17 protein-coding genes are annotated in these 17,926 nt (G+C 56.7%); 5 read left to right on the top strand and 12 right to left on the bottom strand.

Going from position 1 to position 17,926, the window contains the following annotated elements:
* Positions 1-54: 54 nt before the first annotated feature.
* The 4 genes from nirB to cysG all read left to right on the top strand — a co-directional run bounded on the left by nirB (position 55) and on the right by cysG (position 5,185).
* Entirely contained in the window at positions 55-2,598 is a 2,544-nt protein-coding gene (gene nirB / locus B3511_RS01190; protein ID WP_286765060.1) for a nitrite reductase large subunit NirB, read from the top strand.
* The gene (gene nirD, locus B3511_RS01185) at positions 2,595-2,921 is read left to right on the top strand and encodes a nitrite reductase small subunit NirD (protein WP_040078310.1); all 327 of its coding nucleotides are present in this window, start codon (positions 2,595-2,597) and stop codon (positions 2,919-2,921) included. The genes nirB and nirD overlap by 4 nt, the downstream gene beginning before the upstream one ends.
* A 69-nt stretch (positions 2,922-2,990) precedes the next feature.
* On the top strand, positions 2,991-3,800 hold the full coding sequence (nirC, locus tag B3511_RS01180) for a nitrite transporter NirC (RefSeq protein WP_207292515.1): 810 nt from the start codon (positions 2,991-2,993) through the stop codon (positions 3,798-3,800).
* An 11-nt stretch (positions 3,801-3,811) separates the two neighbouring features.
* The gene (gene cysG / locus B3511_RS01175; protein ID WP_286765057.1) at positions 3,812-5,185 is read left to right on the top strand and encodes a siroheme synthase CysG; all 1,374 of its coding nucleotides are present in this window, start codon (positions 3,812-3,814) and stop codon (positions 5,183-5,185) included.
* 60 nt (positions 5,186-5,245) lie between these two features.
* On the opposite strand, the gene trpS is transcribed toward cysG, so the two are convergent.
* From trpS to B3511_RS01115, 12 genes are all read right to left on the bottom strand, one after another.
* A complete protein-coding gene (gene trpS / locus B3511_RS01170; RefSeq protein ID WP_040078306.1) occupies positions 5,246-6,250 on the bottom strand; it encodes a tryptophan--tRNA ligase in 1,005 nt (334 codons plus the stop codon).
* A complete protein-coding gene (gene gph, locus B3511_RS01165) occupies positions 6,243-7,004 on the bottom strand; it encodes a phosphoglycolate phosphatase (protein WP_040078305.1) in 762 nt (253 codons plus the stop codon). Before gph ends, trpS begins: the two co-directional genes overlap by 8 nt.
* Complete coding sequence (gene rpe, locus B3511_RS01160; protein WP_040078304.1) at positions 6,997-7,674, bottom strand: ribulose-phosphate 3-epimerase; 678 nt, start codon at positions 7,672-7,674, stop codon at positions 6,997-6,999. The genes gph and rpe overlap by 8 nt, the downstream gene beginning before the upstream one ends.
* A gap of 41 nt (positions 7,675-7,715) precedes the next feature.
* Complete coding sequence (gene dam / locus B3511_RS01155) at positions 7,716-8,528, bottom strand: adenine-specific DNA-methyltransferase (RefSeq protein WP_040078303.1); 813 nt, start codon at positions 8,526-8,528, stop codon at positions 7,716-7,718.
* 67 nt (positions 8,529-8,595) lie between these two features.
* The gene (gene damX, locus B3511_RS01150) at positions 8,596-9,858 is read right to left on the bottom strand and encodes a cell division protein DamX (protein ID WP_286765053.1); all 1,263 of its coding nucleotides are present in this window, start codon (positions 9,856-9,858) and stop codon (positions 8,596-8,598) included.
* Between the two features lie 92 nt (positions 9,859-9,950).
* Positions 9,951-11,039, bottom strand: a complete 1,089-nt coding sequence (aroB, locus tag B3511_RS01145) for a 3-dehydroquinate synthase (protein ID WP_040078301.1) — start codon at positions 11,037-11,039, stop codon at positions 9,951-9,953.
* 57 nt (positions 11,040-11,096) lie between these two features.
* Positions 11,097-11,618 carry a shikimate kinase AroK gene (gene aroK, locus B3511_RS01140; RefSeq protein ID WP_010436374.1) on the bottom strand — a complete coding sequence of 174 codons (522 nt, stop codon included), beginning with the start codon at positions 11,616-11,618 and terminating at the stop codon, positions 11,097-11,099.
* 296 nt (positions 11,619-11,914) lie between these two features.
* Entirely contained in the window at positions 11,915-13,150 is a 1,236-nt protein-coding gene (gene hofQ, locus B3511_RS01135; protein WP_414671864.1) for a DNA uptake porin HofQ, read from the bottom strand.
* On the bottom strand, positions 13,095-13,466 hold the full coding sequence (locus B3511_RS01130; protein ID WP_286765049.1) for a HofP DNA utilization family protein: 372 nt from the start codon (positions 13,464-13,466) through the stop codon (positions 13,095-13,097). Before B3511_RS01130 ends, hofQ begins: the two co-directional genes overlap by 56 nt.
* Positions 13,456-13,920: a hypothetical protein gene (locus tag B3511_RS01125; RefSeq protein WP_286765048.1), complete on the bottom strand. Its 465-nt coding sequence runs from the start codon at positions 13,918-13,920 to the stop codon at positions 13,456-13,458. The genes B3511_RS01130 and B3511_RS01125 overlap by 11 nt, the downstream gene beginning before the upstream one ends.
* Positions 13,901-14,440, bottom strand: coding sequence for a PilN domain-containing protein (locus tag B3511_RS01120; protein ID WP_286765047.1), 540 nt, complete (start codon positions 14,438-14,440; stop codon positions 13,901-13,903). Before B3511_RS01120 ends, B3511_RS01125 begins: the two co-directional genes overlap by 20 nt.
* The gene (locus B3511_RS01115; protein ID WP_286765045.1) at positions 14,437-15,219 is read right to left on the bottom strand and encodes a DNA utilization protein HofM; all 783 of its coding nucleotides are present in this window, start codon (positions 15,217-15,219) and stop codon (positions 14,437-14,439) included. Before B3511_RS01115 ends, B3511_RS01120 begins: the two co-directional genes overlap by 4 nt.
* A gap of 120 nt (positions 15,220-15,339) precedes the next feature.
* Between B3511_RS01115 and mrcA the strand changes: the two genes are divergently transcribed.
* Positions 15,340-17,892 carry a peptidoglycan glycosyltransferase/peptidoglycan DD-transpeptidase MrcA gene (gene mrcA, locus B3511_RS01110; protein WP_046886760.1) on the top strand — a complete coding sequence of 851 codons (2,553 nt, stop codon included), beginning with the start codon at positions 15,340-15,342 and terminating at the stop codon, positions 17,890-17,892.
* Positions 17,893-17,926: the final 34 nt, after the last annotated feature.

Here is a 17,926-nt window from a genome sequence, read left to right as displayed (position 1 = left end):
TGGCTTTGCTGAATCGTTAAGGTAGGCAGTAATAGAAAAGAAATCGAGGCAAAAATGAGCAAAGTCAGACTCGCTATCATCGGTAACGGCATGGTCGGCCACCGCTTTATTGAGGATCTTCTCGATAAAGCCGAGGCTGACCAGTTCGACATTACCGTGTTCTGTGAAGAACCCCGTAAGGCGTACGACCGCGTGCACCTCTCCTCCTACTTCTCTCACCACACTGCCGAAGAGCTCTCTCTGGTGCGTGACGGCTTTTACGAGAAGCATGGCGTGAAGGTGCTGGTGGGCGAGCGCGCTATCACCATTAACCGTCAGGAAAAAGTGATTCATTCCAGTGCGGGACGCACGGTTTTTTACGACAAGCTGATCATGGCGACTGGCTCCTATCCATGGATCCCGCCCATTAAAGGCTCGGAAACCCAGGATTGCTTCGTTTATCGCACCATTGAAGATCTGAACGCCATCGAGTCCTGCGCCCGCCGTAGCAAACGCGGCGCGGTCGTCGGCGGCGGTCTGCTCGGTCTGGAAGCGGCCGGTGCGCTGAAGAACTTAGGCGTTGAAACCCACGTCATCGAATTTGCCCCGATGCTAATGGCAGAACAGCTCGACCACATGGGTGGCGATCAGCTGAAACGCAAAATCGAAAGTATGGGTGTGAAGGTACACACCAGCAAAAATACCAAAGAGATCGTGCAGGAAGGTACCGAGGCGCGTAAAACGATGCGCTTTGCTGACGGCAGCGAGCTGGAAGTCGACTTTATCGTCTTCTCTACCGGTATTCGTCCTCGCGACAAACTGGCGACCCAGTGCGGCCTGGCCGTGGCCCAGCGCGGCGGGATCATGATTAATGACACCTGTCAGACCTCCGATCCGGATATTTACGCCATCGGTGAGTGTGCCAGCTGGGAGAACCACGTCTACGGTCTGGTCGCCCCTGGCTACAAAATGGCGCAGGTCGTTGCAGACCATATCCTGGGTAATGAAAATGCCTTCTCGGGCGCCGACATGAGCGCCAAGCTGAAACTGCTGGGCGTGGACGTGGGCGGCATCGGTGATGCACATGGTCGCACCCCGAACTCTCGCAGCTACGTTTACCTCGACGAAAGCAAAGAGGTCTATAAACGCCTAATCGTTAGCCCGGATAACAAAACCCTGCTTGGCGCGGTGCTGGTGGGCGACACCAGCGACTACGGTAACCTGTTGCAACTGGTTCTGAACGGGATTGAGCTGCCGGAGAATCCGGATGCCCTGATCCTCCCGGCGCACGCGTCCAGCGGTAAGCCGTCTATCGGCGTGGATAAACTGCCGGATAGCGCGCAGATCTGCTCCTGCTTCGACGTCACCAAAGGCATGCTGGTTGCGGCCATCAACAAAGGCTGTCACACCGTTGCGGCGCTGAAAGCCGAAACCAAAGCCGGTACCGGCTGCGGGGGTTGTATCCCGCTGGTAACTCAAGTGCTGAACGCCGAGCTGGCCAAACAGGGCATCGAAGTGAATAACAACCTGTGCGAGCATTTCGCTTACTCTCGCCAGGAGCTGTATCACCTGATTCGTGTTGAAGGCATCAAATCCTTCGACGAGTTGCTGGAAAAACACGGCCAGGGTTATGGCTGTGAAGTGTGTAAACCGACAGTGGGCTCACTGCTGGCCTCGTGCTGGAACGACTACATCCTTAAACCGCAGCATACGCCGCTGCAGGATACCAACGACAACTTCCTGGCCAACATCCAGAAAGATGGTACCTACTCGGTGATCCCACGCTCTGCCGGTGGCGAAATCACGCCGGAAGGGCTGGTCGCGGTTGGTCGCATTGCACGCGAGTTTAACCTCTATACCAAAATCACCGGTTCTCAGCGTATCGGCCTGTTTGGTGCGCAGAAAGATGACCTGCCGGAAATCTGGCGTCAGTTGATTGAAGCTGGTTTCGAAACCGGTCACGCATATGCTAAAGCGCTGCGTATGGCGAAAACCTGCGTAGGCAGTACCTGGTGCCGCTACGGCGTGGGCGATAGCGTGGGCTTCGGCGTTGAGCTGGAAAACCGCTACAAAGGCATCCGTACGCCACACAAAATGAAGTTTGGCGTCTCCGGCTGTACCCGTGAATGTGCGGAAGCGCAGGGTAAAGACGTGGGTATCATTGCTACCGAGAAGGGCTGGAACCTGTACGTCTGCGGTAACGGCGGGATGAAACCACGTCATGCGGATCTGCTGGCAGCGGACATTGATCGCGAAACGCTGATCAAATACCTCGACCGCTTCATGATGTTCTACATCCGCACTGCGGACAAACTGACCCGTACCGCCCCGTGGTTAGATAATCTGGAAGGCGGCATCGACTATCTGAAGTCGGTCATTATTGACGACAAACTGGGTCTGAACGCACACCTGGAAGAAGAGATGGCCCGCCTGCGCGACGCGGTGATTTGCGAGTGGACAGAAACCGTGAACACCCCGGCCGCTCAGGTTCGCTTCAAACACTTCATCAACAGCACCCAGCGCGACCCGAACGTGCAGGTGGTGCCTGAGCGCGAGCAGCACCGTCCTGCAACACCGTATGAACGCATTCCCGTCACTCTGGTGGAGGAAAACGTATGAGCCAGTGGGTAAACATCTGCAGCATTGACGCTATTCTGCCTGCAACCGGCGTATGTGCGCTTTTAGGTAACGAGCAGGTCGCCATTTTCCGTCCACGTCACGATGAACAGGTTTTTGCCATCAGCAATATCGACCCGTTCTTCGAGTCCAGCGTGCTCTCCCGCGGCCTGATTGCTGAACACCAGGGTGAACTGTGGGTTGCCAGTCCGCTGAAAAAACAGCGTTTCCGTCTGAGCGACGGGCTCTGTATGGAAGATGAAGGCCACTCCGTGAAGCACTATGACGTCCGGGTGAAGGATGGGCAGGTGCAACTGCGCGGTTAAACACTTATTGGGAGGCGCAACGCCTCCCTTTTTTTAAATTTTTCTTTTTATTTTCAGGATAATCAAACCATGTTTACAGACACTATCAACAAGTGTGCGGCTAACGCTGCGCGCATCGCACGGCTCAGCAAGAATAATCCCCTCGGGTTTTGGGTCAGCTCAGCGATGGCGGGCGCCTACGTTGGTCTGGGCATCATCTTGATCTTCACCCTTGGCAATCTGCTGGAGCCCTCTGTTCGTCCGCTGGTGATGGGCGCAACCTTTGGTATCGCGTTAACCCTGGTCATCATCGCCGGCTCGGAGCTCTTCACGGGCCATACCATGTTCCTGACGCTGGGCGTTAAAGCGGGCACCATTACTCAGGGCCAGATGTGGGCCATCCTGCCGCAAACCTGGATGGGTAACCTGCTGGGCTCGGTCTTCGTCGCGCTGCTGTATAGCTGGGGTGGCGGAAGCCTGCTGCCTGTGGATACCAGCATCGTTCACTCCGTAGCGCTGGCGAAGACGACTCAGCCAGCTATGGCTCTGTTCTTCAAGGGCGCGCTCTGTAACTGGCTGGTATGCCTGGCAATATGGATGGCAATCCGTACCGAAGGCGCGGCCAGGTTTATCGCTATCTGGTGGTGCCTGCTGGCGTTCATCGCCTCCGGCTACGAGCACTCCGTGGCAAACATGACCCTCTTCGCCCTCTCCTGGTTTGGACACCATAGCGAAGCTTTCACCCTTTCGGGTATCGGCCATAACCTGTTGTGGGTAACCCTGGGCAATACCCTTTCGGGTGCAGTATTTATGGGCTTAGGTTACTGGTATGCTACCCCTAAAGCGGAGCGTCCGACTCCGGCCAACATCGCAACAGCACCGGCGAAAGCCCATTCTTAAGAGGTAATGTCGTGGATCACCTGCCAATATTTTGTCAATTACGCAACCGCGACTGCCTGCTGGTGGGCGGTGGTGATGTCGCCGAACGCAAAGCACGTCTGCTGTTAGAGGCAGGTGCACGACTGACCGTCAACGCTCTCGCGTTCGCGCCGCAGTTTGATGTCTGGGCGAAGGAAGGGATGCTCACCCTTGCGCCTGGCGAGTTTGATGAATCCCTGCTTGATACATGCTGGCTGACCATCGCAGCCACGGACAATGATGATGTGAACCAGCGCGTCAGCGATGCCTGCGAAGTTCGCCGCATCTTCTGTAACGTGGTGGATGCGCCGAAAGAGGCGAGCTTTATCATGCCCTCCATCATCGACCGTTCGCCGCTGATGATTGCGGTGTCATCCGGAGGACGTTCGCCCGTTCTGGCTCGCCTGTTACGGGAAAAGCTGGAGGCCCTGCTGCCGCAGCACCTCGGGCAGATTGCACACTACGCCGGGCAACTTCGCTCCCGCGTGAAGCAAACTTTCCAGACCGTTGGGGAACGCCGCCGCTTCTGGGAAAAATTCTTTGTTAACGACAGGCTGGCGCAGTCGCTGGCGAATCAGGATCAGAAGGCCATTGAAGAGACGACAGCGCAACTGCTGAGCGAGCCGCTGGATCATCGCGGTGAAGTGGTACTGGTTGGCGCAGGCCCGGGTGATGCAGGCTTGCTGACGTTGAAGGGGCTGCAGCAGATCCAGCAGGCAGATATCGTGGTTTACGATCGCCTCGTATCGGACGACATCATGAACCTGGTGCGACGCGATGCGGATCGCGTGTTCGTGGGCAAACGCGCGGGTTACCACTGCGTACCGCAGGAGGAGATTAATCAGATCCTGCTGCGCGAGGCGCAGAAAGGTAAACGCGTGGTGCGTCTCAAGGGGGGCGATCCCTTTATCTTTGGCCGCGGTGGCGAAGAGCTGGAAACCCTCTGCGAAGCGGGCATTCCCTTCTCCGTGGTGCCCGGTATTACGGCAGCTTCTGGCTGTTCGGCTTACTCCGGTATTCCGCTGACCCATCGTGATTACGCCCAGAGCGTACGTCTGGTAACGGGGCACCTGAAAACCGGCAGCGAACTGGACTGGCACAACCTGGCGGCTGAAAAACAGACGCTGGTGTTCTATATGGGGCTGAACCAGGCCGCCACGATTCAGGCGAAACTGCTGGAGCAGGGTATGGATGCAGAGATGCCCGTCGCGCTGGTGGAAAACGGCACCGCCGTTACGCAGCGGGTGGTGAACGGCGTTCTGACGCAGCTGGGTGAACTGGCACAACAGGTTGAAAGCCCGGCGTTGATTGTAGTTGGCCGGGTGGTGGAACTTCGCAACAAGCTTAACTGGTTCTCAAATCACTAACGGGCAGGCATAAAAAAACCGGGGCCATCCCCGGTTTTTTTCACTGAGACTTCGCCGTATTTACGGTTTTGCCACAAAGCCAATCGCTTCGTAGACCGCTTTCAGGGTTTCAGACGCACGGGCACTGGCTTTTTCCGCCCCGTCTTTCATCACCTTCTGCAGGAAAGCTTCGTCGTTACGGAAACGGTGATAACGCTCCTGCAGGTCAATCAGCATACCGGACACCGCATCAGCAACTTCGCCTTTCAGGTGGCCATACATCTTACCTTCGAAGTGCTGCTCCAGCTCCGGAATGCTCTGGCCGGTCACACCGGAGAGAATATCCAGCAGGTTAGAGACGCCCGCTTTGTTCTGCACATCGTAACGTACCACTGGCGGCTCATCAGAGTCGGTCACGGCACGTTTCAGTTTTTTCACCACCGCTTTCGGATCTTCCAGCAGGCCGATAACGTTGTTGCGGTTATCGTCAGACTTGGACATCTTTTTGGTCGGCTCCAGCAGAGACATTACGCGCGCGCCGGATTTCGGAATGAACGGCTCCGGAACTTTGAAGATCTCGCCGTAGATGGCGTTAAAGCGCTGGGCGATATCGCGGCTCAGCTCCAGGTGCTGTTTCTGGTCTTCGCCAACCGGAACCTGATTGGTCTGATACAGCAGAATATCTGCAGCCATCAGCACCGGGTAATCGAACAGACCGGCGTTAATGTTTTCGGCATAGCGGGAAGATTTATCTTTGAACTGAGTCATACGGCTCAGTTCACCGAAATAGGTGTAGCAGTTCAACGCCCAACCCAACTGCGCATGCTCCGGCACGTGAGACTGAACGAAAATGGTGCTTTTCTCAGGATCGATACCGCAGGCCAGATAGAGGGCAAGCGTATCCAGCGTGGCTTTACGCAGCTGCTGTGGATCCTGACGCACGGTGATCGCGTGCTGGTCAACGATGCAGTAAATGCAGTGATAGTCATCCTGCATGTTTACCCACTGACGCAGCGCACCCATGTAGTTGCCAATGGTCAGTTCACCTGAGGGCTGTGCGCCACTAAAAACGATGGGCTTAGTCATTTTTCAATTCCTGATTTTCACTGTGCGGGAGCCCGAGTGCGGGCAGTAAATCTTTAAAGTGGTCGAAGACGTAATCCGGCTCACTGAGGGTAATGGCTTCACCGTAGTTGTAGCCATAGGTCAGGCCAACGGAGGGGCTCCCCGCGGCTTTCGCAGCCAGAATATCATTGCGGGAATCGCCCACAAAGAGCAGCGCTTCCGGCGATAAGGATAATTTTCCCGCCACCAGCAACAGCGGCTCCGGGTGTGGTTTTTTGTTCTGTACGTCGTCGCCGCCAACAATCACTGAGAAATAGTGGGCGATATTCAGCGCTTCCAGCAGTGGGGCAACAAAGGGGGTCGGCTTATTGGTCACCAGCCCCAGCGGCAAGCCTTTGGCATGCAGCGCACTCAGCGTGGCCTCAACGTCCGGGAACAGGAAGCTGCCCTCTTCAACCGTCTCTTCATAGAAACGGTCAAACAGTTTGCGCAGGATACGTACCTGCTCTTCCTGAGGGATATCCGCATGGTCAACGCCCGGTTTGCCCTGTGCGGCGCGCTGAATGGCGCGCTCCTGGCGCGCCCAGCTTAATGCGCGCTCCATTAGCACATCGGCACCGTTGCCGATCCAGGTAATGACCCGCTCTTCTCCCGCAACGGGCAGCTCCAGTGCGTATAGCGCCTGGTCGACTGCGCTGGTTAAACCCGGTGCGCTGTCCACCAGCGTACCGTCGAGGTCAAAGGCTACACCCCGAATTGCCTGCAATTTATTCATGACTTACCTTTGCCAGTTCGCTGCGCATTTCATCAATCACTTTGCGGTAGTCCGGCTGATCGAAGATGGCAGAACCGGCGACAAACATATCCGCACCTGCCGCTGCGATTTCACCAATATTATTGACCTTCACTCCCCCATCCACTTCAAGACGAATGTCGTAGCCGGATTCGTCGATACGGCGGCGGACTTCACGCAGCTTATCCAGCGTTTGAGGAATAAAGGATTGACCACCAAAGCCCGGGTTGACGGACATCAGCAGAATGACATCCAGCTTATCCATCACGTAATCCAGGTAGCTCAGCGGCGTGGCCGGGTTGAACACCAGTCCGGCTTTACAACCGTGCTCTTTAATCAGCTGTAGGGTGCGGTCTACGTGCTCGGAGGCTTCCGGATGGAAAGTAATGATGCTGGCACCCGCGGCGGCAAAATCCGGCACGATGCGATCAACCGGCTTGACCATCAGATGTACGTCAATCGGCGCGGTGATACCGTAACTGCGCAGCGCCTTCAGCACCATCGGGCCGATGGTAAGATTCGGCACATAGTGGTTATCCATCACGTCGAAATGAACCACATCCGCGCCGGCAGCCAGCGCCTTCGCGGTATCTTCACCCAGGCGGGCGAAATCGGCCGACAGAATTGAGGGAGCAATCAAATACTGTTTCATCCGCATCTCCTTGAAAAGTTTATAGCGGCGGGCGAAACGGCTCAGGGTCGATAGAGAGCCAGCAGTTCGTCCACCTTTTTACGTGTGCCGCCGTTGCTGCTGATGCTACGGCGCACCTTCACCTGATAATGCTTCGCGGCTTTGTACCATTCGCGCGTATCAGGCGTGTCATGATTCGAAATTAACACCGGTATTCTTTTGCTGACCAGCTTTTCCGCCATCTCCGCCAGACGCGCCTGCTCGGCAGGGCTGAAGCTGTTGGTGTGATAGGCGGTAAAATTCGCTGTGGCAGACAGGGGGGCGTAAGGGGGGTCACAGTAGACCACCGAGTTTGCATCAGCACGATCCATACACTCCTCATACGAGAGGCAGTGGAACTCTGCATTCTGCGCTTTTTCGGCGAAGTGATACAACTCGGCCTGCGGGAAATAGGGGCGCTTATAACGGCCAAATGGCACGTTAAATTCGCCGCGCAGGTTATAGCGGCACAGGCCGTTGTAGCCATGGCGGTTGAGATAGAGGAACAACAGCGCACGGCGGAACGGCTCCTGGCTCTGATTAAATTCAGTGCGGAACTGGTAGTAAACGTCCGGATGATTATGCTCAGGCGTAAACAGCTTACGGGCCTCATCAACGAACTCGTCTGTTCGCTCTTTAACGATGTTATAGAGGCTGATCAGGTCGCTGTTGATATCCGCCAGGATGTAACGAGAAAAATCGGTATTGAGAAATACCGACCCGGCCCCGACAAAGGGCTCGATAAGGCACTCGCCTTTCGGCAGGTGTTTTTTAATATCATCAAGCAGGGGGTATTTCCCCCCTGCCCATTTCAGAAAAGCGCGATTTTTTTTCATGCTGACTAACTGATTACACCTTCTCCGGCTGTGGAGAAAGCTCCGACAGCATCCTGCGCTTCACAGATTATTTCAAATCGGACTGAACCTGACGGATAGGTTTAGCCCATGGGTTTTTCGCCTGAACGTCCGCTGGCAGCGAGGAAACAGCGCGTTTCGCCTCATCTTTAGAAGCATAAACACCGCTTACCAGCACGTACCATGGCTGACCGTTACGCGTGGTTTGATAGACCACATAGTTTTTCAGGTTCGACTTTTTAGCCCAACCGTTCAGGTTGTCATAGTTCGATGAACTGCTCAGCTGCAACGTATAGTTGCTGGAGGGTGCAGATTTCAGCGAATTGACGTTGCCAGTGGTTTTACCCGCGCTGCTGGTTGCAGTGGCTGTCGCTGCAGGAGCGGCAGGTGCCGTTGCGGTCGCCTTCGGCGCAGACGGCGCTGCTGTGGTCGGCGCTTTTACCGGCGCGCTGGTCACGGTTTCGCTGTGCTTAGGCTGCGCGGCTGGTTTTGGCTCTGCGGCTTTGGCTACGGGCTGTGTTTTGGTTTCACGCTTCGGCTCGATAATCGTCTGCTTGCGTTCCTGACGCGGTGCAGTCTGGGTCTGGCGAGGCGTTGATTCGGTCGCGGCGGTTTGCTGGCCATTCGCACCACGAATTGGCGCAACGGTAGCCGGTTCCGTCGGCAGCGTAGAACTGACAACGTTGTTAACCTGCGTCTGGCCCTGCGGCTGAGTCAGCGCATTATTCAGATCGCCCTGAACTTCTACACGCTGCTGGCCCTCAGGCACGGCAGCTGCCTCACCCTGAGTTGGTGTGGAAGAGACTGGCGGCAGAGAGATCTCTTGCTGAGTATTGCCAGCAGTCTGCTCTGCAGAGGTTGTGCCCGGGGCTGGCTGAGTGCCATTAGCCTGATCGGCGGCATTACCGGAAAGATCGATACTCTTTTCCGTATTTGCGCTTTGGTTAGCCGACGGGGTAGAAGGTGCTTTGAGTGCGGAACCGACGCCAATAATCAACAGCAGCAGAACCAGCACACCCAGCCCCATCATCACATACTGGCGGGAGGCGGGCTTAGCGGCGGCTTTTTTACGTTTACGCGGGCGACGCTCTACGGGCGCTTCGTCCATTGAATCATCTTCGGACTCATACTCTTCTTCACGCTCATCGCGTGCCGTGCGGGCTCGCGACGGACGGCGGTCGTCACCATCAAGATCAACGTCATCAAAATTAATCTGCGGCTCGTTATCACGTTCTGAAGATTGACGAGTACGACCAGTACGACGATCGCTGGGATCGGGTTTCAGATCGTCTTCTGGTTTGAATTCATCCATTTAACACCCCACTCAACGGCTCATGCTTACAACGCTGCATATCACCTGAAGCAAAATGGCTACGTTTTACGGTAGCCGGACCTTTCTAGTTGTTACGCTTGCTGGCAATCAGCAATAGCGCCAAGAACGACATCGTGCGGCACTCCGCCGCGTACTTCACTCTTTCCTATTGCCAGCGGGAGCACCAGACGCATCTCGCCAGCCAATACTTTTTTGTCGCGCATCATATGAGGCAGGTAAGCCTGCGCCGACATCTCCTGCGGGCCGCTGACTGGCAAGCCAGCGCGCTTGAGCAGGGTAATGATGCGTTGCGTCTCGTCGGGGGTAAACTGTCCCAGGCGTTCAGAAGTGCGGGCCGCCATAACCATGCCCGCAGCAACCGCCTCGCCGTGCAGCCAGTTGCCGTAGCCCATTTCGGCCTCAATAGCGTGACCGTAAGTGTGCCCCAGATTCAGTAAAGCACGTAAGCCGGATTCGCGCTCGTCTGCGGCAACGACTTCTGCTTTCAGCTCACAGCACCGACGAATGCAGTACGCCATCGCCTGACCATCCAGACGCAACAGCGCGTCCATATTCTCTTCCAGCCAGCTAAAGAACTCACCGTCGAGAATAATGCCGTATTTGATCACTTCCGCCAGGCCAGAGGCTAACTCACGCGCAGGCAAGGTTTGCAGACAGTCGAGATCCACCACCACCGAAGCGGGCTGGTAGAACGCGCCGATCATGTTTTTGCCAAGCGGGTGGTTAACGGCCGTTTTGCCGCCCACGGAGGAGTCCACCTGCGAAAGCAGTGTGGTAGGAACCTGAATAAAGCGCACACCGCGCTGATAGCTTGCCGCAGCGAAACCGGTTAGATCGCCAACAACGCCGCCCCCAAGGGCAACCAGCGTCGTATCGCGACCGTGCGGTTTTTGCAGCAGCGCGGTGAAGACGGTATCAAGAACCGCCAGGCTTTTAAATTGTTCGCCATCCGGCAGGATGACGCTGTCGACTTTCACACCCGCCTTTTCAAGAAGAAGGCGGATTTTTTCGAGATAAAGCGGCGCCAGCGTCTCATTGGTGACCAGCATCACCTGATCGCCCGCTTTCAGTGGCAAAAAGGAAGCTGGATCGTTAAACAAGCCAGCCGCGATGGTGATGGGGTAACTACGTTCCCCGAGAGTGACGGTAATCCTCTCCATGACGCGACATCCACCTTAAATGCTTATACCCGCAGGCGAGTGTGTATTAAGCCAGAATCAGTTGCTTTCCAGCATATGAATAATCTGGTTTGCGACCACTTTAGCGCTCTGATCGTCCGTGCGAATGGTGACGTCAGCAATCTCTTCGTACAGCGGATTGCGTTCACCTGCAAGGGCTTCCAGAACTTCGCGCGGAGGCGTTTCAACCTGCAGTAATGGGCGCTTTTTATCGCGCTGCGTACGTGCCAGCTGTTTTTCGATGGTCGTCTCGAGATAAACCACGACACCACGGGCGGAGAGACGGTTACGGGTCTCGCGTGATTTTACAGAGCCGCCGCCGGTTGCCAGCACGATGCCCTGTTTTTCCGTAAGTTCATTAATAACTTTTTCTTCACGGTCACGGAAACCTTCTTCGCCTTCTACATCGAAGACCCAGCCCACATCAGCTCCGGTTCGTTTCTCAATCTCTTGATCAGAATCGTAAAATTCCATATTGAGTTGTTGAGCTAACTGGCGCCCAATAGTGCTTTTGCCGGCACCCATAGGCCCAACCAGAAAGATATTGCGTTTCTCTGCCATTTTTTCGGTACTACTAAGACTATTCGTTAATGGTAAACCCGCTTCGCCGACACCTGGCGTAACAGGGCATGAACTGAAACCTCATATGCGATAGAGCGAGAGTCAGACTAAAAATTATCTCAGTACTCCCGGTTGTTTGGCAACAGAATAAATCACCGGACCAGAAGCTTAAGGCGTAAAGGCGCATGACCAGACAAGCTGACACTCAAATCGGTACTCCTTGTATGCTAATTCATGCCCCACGTCAAACATCTGCAACAAACTGAATGCAAAATCACTACGGGGATCGTTACCTGTTAGCGCGTCGTCACCAGGCGAGGCGTAATAAAAACCACCAGCTCCCGGCGCTCTCTCTCTTTTCCATCATGGCGAAATAGCTGCCCTAACAACGGAAGTCCTCCCAGCCCCGGAACCCGTTGACTGCCGGTTTTATGCTTCTGCGAAAAAATGCCGCCTAACGCCAGCGTTTCACCGCTTTTGACTTCGACCTGGGTTTCAATCTCTTGCTTATCGATCGCCAGCGTTTCCCCCTCCGCCTGCTGCAATACCTGGCCTGGGGTATTTTCGCTGATCCGCAGCTTTAAGCGCACGCGTCCGTTGGCCAGTACCACGGGCGTCACCTCCATCCCCAGCACCGCCTCTTTAAATTCTACCGAGGTGGCACCACTCTCTCCGCTGGAGACCTGATACGGGATCTCACTGCCCTGTTTGATGCTGGCAGGCTGCATATGCGAGGCCAAGAGTCGCGGGCTGGCAATGATCTCCAGTTGCTGTTTCTGCTCCAGCGCAGAGAGCTCAATATCCAGCAGCCGACCATTAATCCGCCCGATATTGAACCCCAGCCGCCCGGTAGCATTGGTGACCGCCAGCTCGCTGTTCAGCGTGGTGAGCTGGCCGGGTTTACCCGCCTGCTGCGCTTCCGCCAGGTTCCACTTTACCCCCAGCTCACGCAGGCTCTTTTCGCTGATGGTGACAATATGCGCGGCCAGTTCAACCTGTGCCACGGGCAGATCCATCTGCTCAACCCAGCGCGATATTGACTCCAGGACTGCCCGGCTATCACGAACCAGCAGCCGGTTGGTGCGTTTGTCCACCGCCAGTGTCCCCCTGGCACTGAGCAGTTTCTCCGCCGCAGCCTGCAGATCGCTGGCATCCGCATAGGAGAGGGGGATGCTACGCGCTTCCAGCGGAGCGTTCTGGGCCCTTTTATTGCGCTCAGCCTCCTTGCCCGCCTGCTGTTGTTGCTGCCATACAGCGGTATGAACGAAATAAATGCCGTTCTCTTCCCGCAGTACCAGCCCGGCGCTGTTCACCACCGTCTGGATTGCCTGGCGCCACGGCACGTCCGTCAGCCGCAGGGATACCTTGCCCGCCACCTCGGGAGAGATAATCAGATTGCGGTTTTCCTGCTCGGCCAGCGCTTGCAGGACCTGCGCGACGGGTACCTCGTCCACCACCAGGCTGATGGTTGTAGGCTTAGCCATCAGCGGCGGCGTGCAGATCAGTAATAGCGCGACGATCCCTGTTCTCATTTTTTGTTGTTCCTTCTCGTGGCCATCGCCAGTGCTGCGGTTCACACGCAGCTAAGGTATCGATGACGAGTTCCTTCTCATTAAATGCCAGCACTCGCCAGCCGGTGGGCAGAGTTTCACCGTCCCGCACGCGAAGCCAGCGGCCATTCTCATCCCGTACAATCCCGAGCGGCCTCTTTCCACTCACTACCCCTGAATAGCGCCACTCGCCCGTTTTGCCGTTGGGGCAGTTCGACGGCGGCGGCTGAAACGGGTCGCGCATGCCCAGCAACAGGGGCAGGCTGATAAGCAGCCACCCTATCCTCCTACCCCGCATTCTGGCGCTCCAGTTGCAAAACCACCTGTAAACTTTGCTGCTCTGGCGCAACGCTAAAGCTCGTCACCGCCACATCACGCTGGGGCAGCAAGCTGAAGAGCGCGGGGATCGCTGCCCAGGCGGCATCCAGGACCAGTTCCCCACCTGCCGCAGCCGGTTGCCAGCGCACCAGACGCAGGCCATTGGCGTTGAACGCCAGCGGCGTAAAAGGCTGAGCGGGAGAAGTTATTGCCTCAGCCGGGGGCGGAAAGAGTTTTCTCGCCGCAGACCACATAGCGCGATGAGAAGCCGCTTCACGTTGTCGCTGCGCCTCCAGCGAAATGAGCTGTTGTTGGGCTGGGCGGTAAAACGAGAGCCACCACCCCAATAGCAACAACAGGGAACTGGCCAGCCAGACGGCGCATCGCCCGCGCGGCGTAAGCGCGTACCAGCGCTCAAAGGGGACCGGCATCATTCGCCTCCCGCTTACTCAGGGCGTAGCTAAACTGCCAGCGTCCCTGCGCATCCTGTCGCATCTCGCCTGCGGGCTTGAGCAGGAAACCGGGAAATGCCTCAAGCGCGCGCTCCAGCCGGTTCAGGGCGCCTGGCGTGGAGGTGAAACCAGTCAGGTAGAGCGTGGATTGCTGAAAGCGCAGACGGGTAAGCCATGCCTGCGCGGGCAGAGTTTCTGAAAGGGTGATGAGCACCTGCTGCCATTCGCGAGTGGCGGCTTTTTTCTGCTCCCAGCGTTGCCGCTGCTGGCGCTGATTCTGCATCGCCAGCCACTGTTTTTTGCGCTGTTCGAGCGCCTGCTTTAGCGTCAGGTTGCTGTCGCGCCACTGCTGAGATACTGGCAAAGAAGCGAAATGGCTGGCCCGTCCGCTCAGGTACAGCGACAGGACCAGAAACAGTGAACCGGTAAACAGCAGTCCCCAGAAGCGCACACAGTGGCGCTGCCGGCTCTGACGCCAGGGCAGTAAATTGGCGGTTCTCACCGGGTGCCCTCCCCCATGGCCAGCGCCAGCGCTACGCTAAATTCTCCACCATTTTCCGGGAGCGGAGGCTGGCAATAAGAGAGCGTTGCCCAGGGGTCGAAGCTATCGCTACCACAGCAGACGATCTCCTCTGGCTGCAGCGCCAGCAGGGCCGCCAGCCGATCTGGCGTCTCCGCCTCGACCAGCGTTCGCCGCCCCCACTGGTGCCGCATCGCCCATAGCCATTGTTCCTTGTCGCGCCAGGCGATGCACTGGGCAGGCAAGCTGAGCCAGGGAAGAAAATGCGCCAGCGCACCTGCATCGGGGGTAATGGTTGTCAGCCGCAGCCGTAACGCCACTGCCAGATCCAGTAGCGTCGCAATCTCTCTGTTTTGCGCCGCAGTGACGTGAAAAGCGTGGCTGAAGGTGTCTTCGGTGTAGTCGAAGCGTAGCGCATCGGGAGCCATCTCCAGCTCACGACTGATGGCTGTGTGAATCCAGGCCACCTGCTCGTTTTCACGCAGGGTCATATCCGGGCGCGGCAGGGTGCGCTGCAGGGTACGGGAAGCAGGGAACGCGAGGAAAATCTGATGCTGCTGTGGCAGCAGCCTACGCCACTCCCCCAGCGCGGTTACCAGCTGTTGGGGTTGCAAAATTTGCCCGTCGCGGATGATGCCAGGCACCAGCGGGATCTGCCACCAGCGGCGTAAACCCCAGCCCGCCTTCTCCTTGACCAGTGCGACGGCAAGCACCTTATCCTGTTGAATATGCAGGCCTGTTCGCCATGTTTTGAACGCCATGTTTCACGATCTCCTTATCACCGCCGGGGATGACGGCTATATCAATGATCCAGGCTTGCCTTTATACTACCGCGCGATTGTTTAGAAACTGCCCAGGTCCAACTAAATGGGAAATCTCCGGTGAAGTTCGTAAAGTATTTATTGATCCTTGCAGTCTGTTGCATTCTGCTTGGAGCAGGCTCGATTATTGGTTTGTACAAATATGTAGAGCCCCAGCTACCTGATGTTGCCACGCTGCGCGATGTGCGACTCCAAATCCCCATGCAGGTCTATAGCGCTGATGGCGAGCTCATTGCTCAATACGGTGAGAAGCGCCGTATCCCGCTGACTTTAGATCAGATTCCGCCGGTGATGGTGAAAGCGTTCATCGCAACGGAAGACAGCCGTTTTTATGAGCACCATGGCGTTGACCCGGTGGGGATTTTCCGTGCCGCCAGCGTCGCGATGTTCTCAGGCCATGCGTCTCAGGGTGCAAGTACCATTACCCAGCAGCTTGCGCGTAACTTCTTCCTCAGCCCTGAAAAGACGCTGATTCGAAAGATCAAAGAAGTGTTCCTGGCGATCCGCATCGAACAACTGCTGAACAAGGACGAGATCCTTGAGCTTTACCTCAACAAGATCTATCTCGGCTATCGCGCCTATGGCGTGGGGGCTGCGGCGCAGGTCTATTTTGGTAAGTCGATCGATCAATTGACGTTAAGTGAAATGGCGACCATTGCCGGCCTGCCGAAGGCACCGTCAACCTTTAACCCGCTCTACTCGCTGGAGCGCGCAACTGCCCGTCGTAACGTGGTGCTGTCGCGTATGTTGAGCGAAGGCTATATCAGCCAGACGCAGTACGAGCAGGCGCGTAACGAGGTGATTAACGCCAACTATCACGCCCCGGAAATCGCCTTCTCGGCCCCTTATCTCACCGAGATGGTGCGTCAGGAGATGGTTTCCCGCTACGGCGAGCAGGCGTACGAAGATGGCTATCGTATATACACCACCATCACCCGCAAAGTGCAGCAGGGTGCGCAGCAGGCCGTGCGTAATAACGTCATGGATTACGATATGCGCCACGGTTACCGTGGCCCGTCGAACGTCCTGTGGAAGGTGGGTGAAGCGGCCTGGGATAGCAAAAAAATCACGGACTCCCTGAAAACGCTGCCTACATATGGCCCGCTTATCGCCGCAGTCGTGACCAGCGCCAACCCGCAAGAGGCCACGGCGATGATGGCCGACGGCACCTCAGTGTCACTGCGTATGGAAGGGATCCGCTGGGCGCGTCCGTACCGCTCTGATACCGCACAGGGCCCAACGCCACGCAAAGTGACCGATGCCGTCCAGGCGGGCCAGCAGATCTGGATCCGCCAGGTTGGAGACAGCTGGTGGCTGGCACAGGTTCCGGACGTCAACTCCGCGCTGGTCTCAATCGATCCCCACAACGGTGCCGTGCTGGCGCTGGTAGGTGGCTTCGATTTCAACCAGAGCAAATTCAACCGTGCAACCCAGGCGCTGCGCCAGGTCGGCTCGAATATCAAGCCATTCCTCTATACCGCGGCGATGGATAAAGGATTGACGCTCGCCAGTATTCTGAACGACGTGCCGATTTCTCGCTGGGATGCCGGGGCCGGTTCCGACTGGCGTCCGAAAAACTCCCCGGCGGAGTATTCCGGGCCTATCCGCCTGCGTCAGGGGCTGGGTCAGTCGAAGAACGTGGTGATGGTACGTGCGATGCGTGCCATGGGCGTAGATTATGCCGCTGAGTACCTTCAGCGTTTCGGTTTCCCGGCACAGAACATTGTCCATACCGAATCGCTGGCGCTGGGCTCCGCCTCCTTTACGCCGCTGCAGGTGGCGCGCGGTTATGCGGTGATGGCGAACGGCGGTTTCCTTGTCGATCCGTACTTCATCAGCAAAATCGAGAACGATCAGGGCGGCGTCATTTTTGAAGCTAAGCCTAAAATTGCCTGCCCGGAGTGTGATATTCCGGTGATTTATGGCAACACGCCGAAGTCTGACGTGCTGGAAGGCAAAGATATGGAAGATGTTGCCGTGTCGCAGGAGCAGCAAAACGCCACCGTGCCAATGCCGAAGCTCGAGCAGGCTAACCAGGCGCTGGTGTCGCAGGTGGGTGCGCAGGAGTACGCTCCGCACGTCATCAACACCCCGCTCTCCTTCCTGATTAAAAGCGCGCTCAACACCAATATCTTTGGTGAGCCGGGCTGGCAGGGCACAGGCTGGCGCGCAGGACGTGATTTACAGCGTCGAGATATCGGCGGAAAAACCGGTACCACCAACAGCTCGAAAGATGCGTGGTTCTCCGGCTACGGCCCGGGGGTGGTGACCTCCGTCTGGATCGGCTTTGACGATCACCGCCGTGATTTGGGCCGTACCACTGCCTCTGGCGCCATTAAGGATCAGATCTCGGGCTACGAAGGCGGAGCGAAGAGTGCTCAGCCAGCATGGGATGCCTATATGAAGGTGGCCCTGGACGGCGTACCGGAACAACCTCTGACCCCGCCGCCAGGCGTGATCACGGTGAATATCGACCGCAGCACCGGTCAGTTAGCGAACGGCGGCAACAGTCGTGAAGAGTTCTTTATCGAGGGCACCCAGCCAACGCAGCAGGCTGTGCACGAGGTAGGTACGACGCTAATTGATAACGGCGAAACGCACGAGCTGTTCTGACAGCCATAAAAATAGCCCGGCTCGCCGGGCTATT

This window comes from Leclercia sp. UBA1284 (assembly GCF_002308415.1).
Lineage (GTDB): Bacteria > Pseudomonadota > Gammaproteobacteria > Enterobacterales > Enterobacteriaceae > Enterobacter > Enterobacter pneumoniae.
Note: the sequence above shows the minus strand (reverse complement) of the source record. Positions and strands in the feature narration are given on the sequence as shown.

What these genes read in the sequence shown, in the direction of transcription:
- nirB (WP_286765060.1), top strand. Translation starts at nt 55, where the DNA reads ATGAGCAAAGTCAGACTCGCTATCATCGGTAACGGCATGGTCGGCCAC.
- nirD (WP_040078310.1), top strand. Translation starts at nt 2,595, where the DNA reads ATGAGCCAGTGGGTAAACATCTGCAGCATTGACGCTATTCTGCCTGCA.
- nirC (WP_207292515.1), top strand. Translation starts at nt 2,991, where the DNA reads ATGTTTACAGACACTATCAACAAGTGTGCGGCTAACGCTGCGCGCATC.
- trpS (WP_040078306.1), bottom strand. Translation starts at nt 6,250, where the DNA reads ATGACTAAGCCCATCGTTTTTAGTGGCGCACAGCCCTCAGGTGAACTG.
- gph (WP_040078305.1), bottom strand. Translation starts at nt 7,004, where the DNA reads ATGAATAAATTGCAGGCAATTCGGGGTGTAGCCTTTGACCTCGACGGT.
- rpe (WP_040078304.1), bottom strand. Translation starts at nt 7,674, where the DNA reads ATGAAACAGTATTTGATTGCTCCCTCAATTCTGTCGGCCGATTTCGCC.
- dam (WP_040078303.1), bottom strand. Translation starts at nt 8,528, where the DNA reads ATGAAAAAAAATCGCGCTTTTCTGAAATGGGCAGGGGGGAAATACCCC.
- damX (WP_286765053.1), bottom strand. Translation starts at nt 9,858, where the DNA reads ATGGATGAATTCAAACCAGAAGACGATCTGAAACCCGATCCCAGCGAT.
- aroB (WP_040078301.1), bottom strand. Translation starts at nt 11,039, where the DNA reads ATGGAGAGGATTACCGTCACTCTCGGGGAACGTAGTTACCCCATCACC.
- aroK (WP_010436374.1), bottom strand. Translation starts at nt 11,618, where the DNA reads ATGGCAGAGAAACGCAATATCTTTCTGGTTGGGCCTATGGGTGCCGGC.
- hofQ (WP_414671864.1), bottom strand. Translation starts at nt 13,150, where the DNA reads ATGAGAACAGGGATCGTCGCGCTATTACTGATCTGCACGCCGCCGCTG.
- B3511_RS01130 (WP_286765049.1), bottom strand. Translation starts at nt 13,466, where the DNA reads ATGCGGGGTAGGAGGATAGGGTGGCTGCTTATCAGCCTGCCCCTGTTG.
- B3511_RS01125 (WP_286765048.1), bottom strand. Translation starts at nt 13,920, where the DNA reads ATGATGCCGGTCCCCTTTGAGCGCTGGTACGCGCTTACGCCGCGCGGG.
- B3511_RS01115 (WP_286765045.1), bottom strand. Translation starts at nt 15,219, where the DNA reads ATGGCGTTCAAAACATGGCGAACAGGCCTGCATATTCAACAGGATAAG.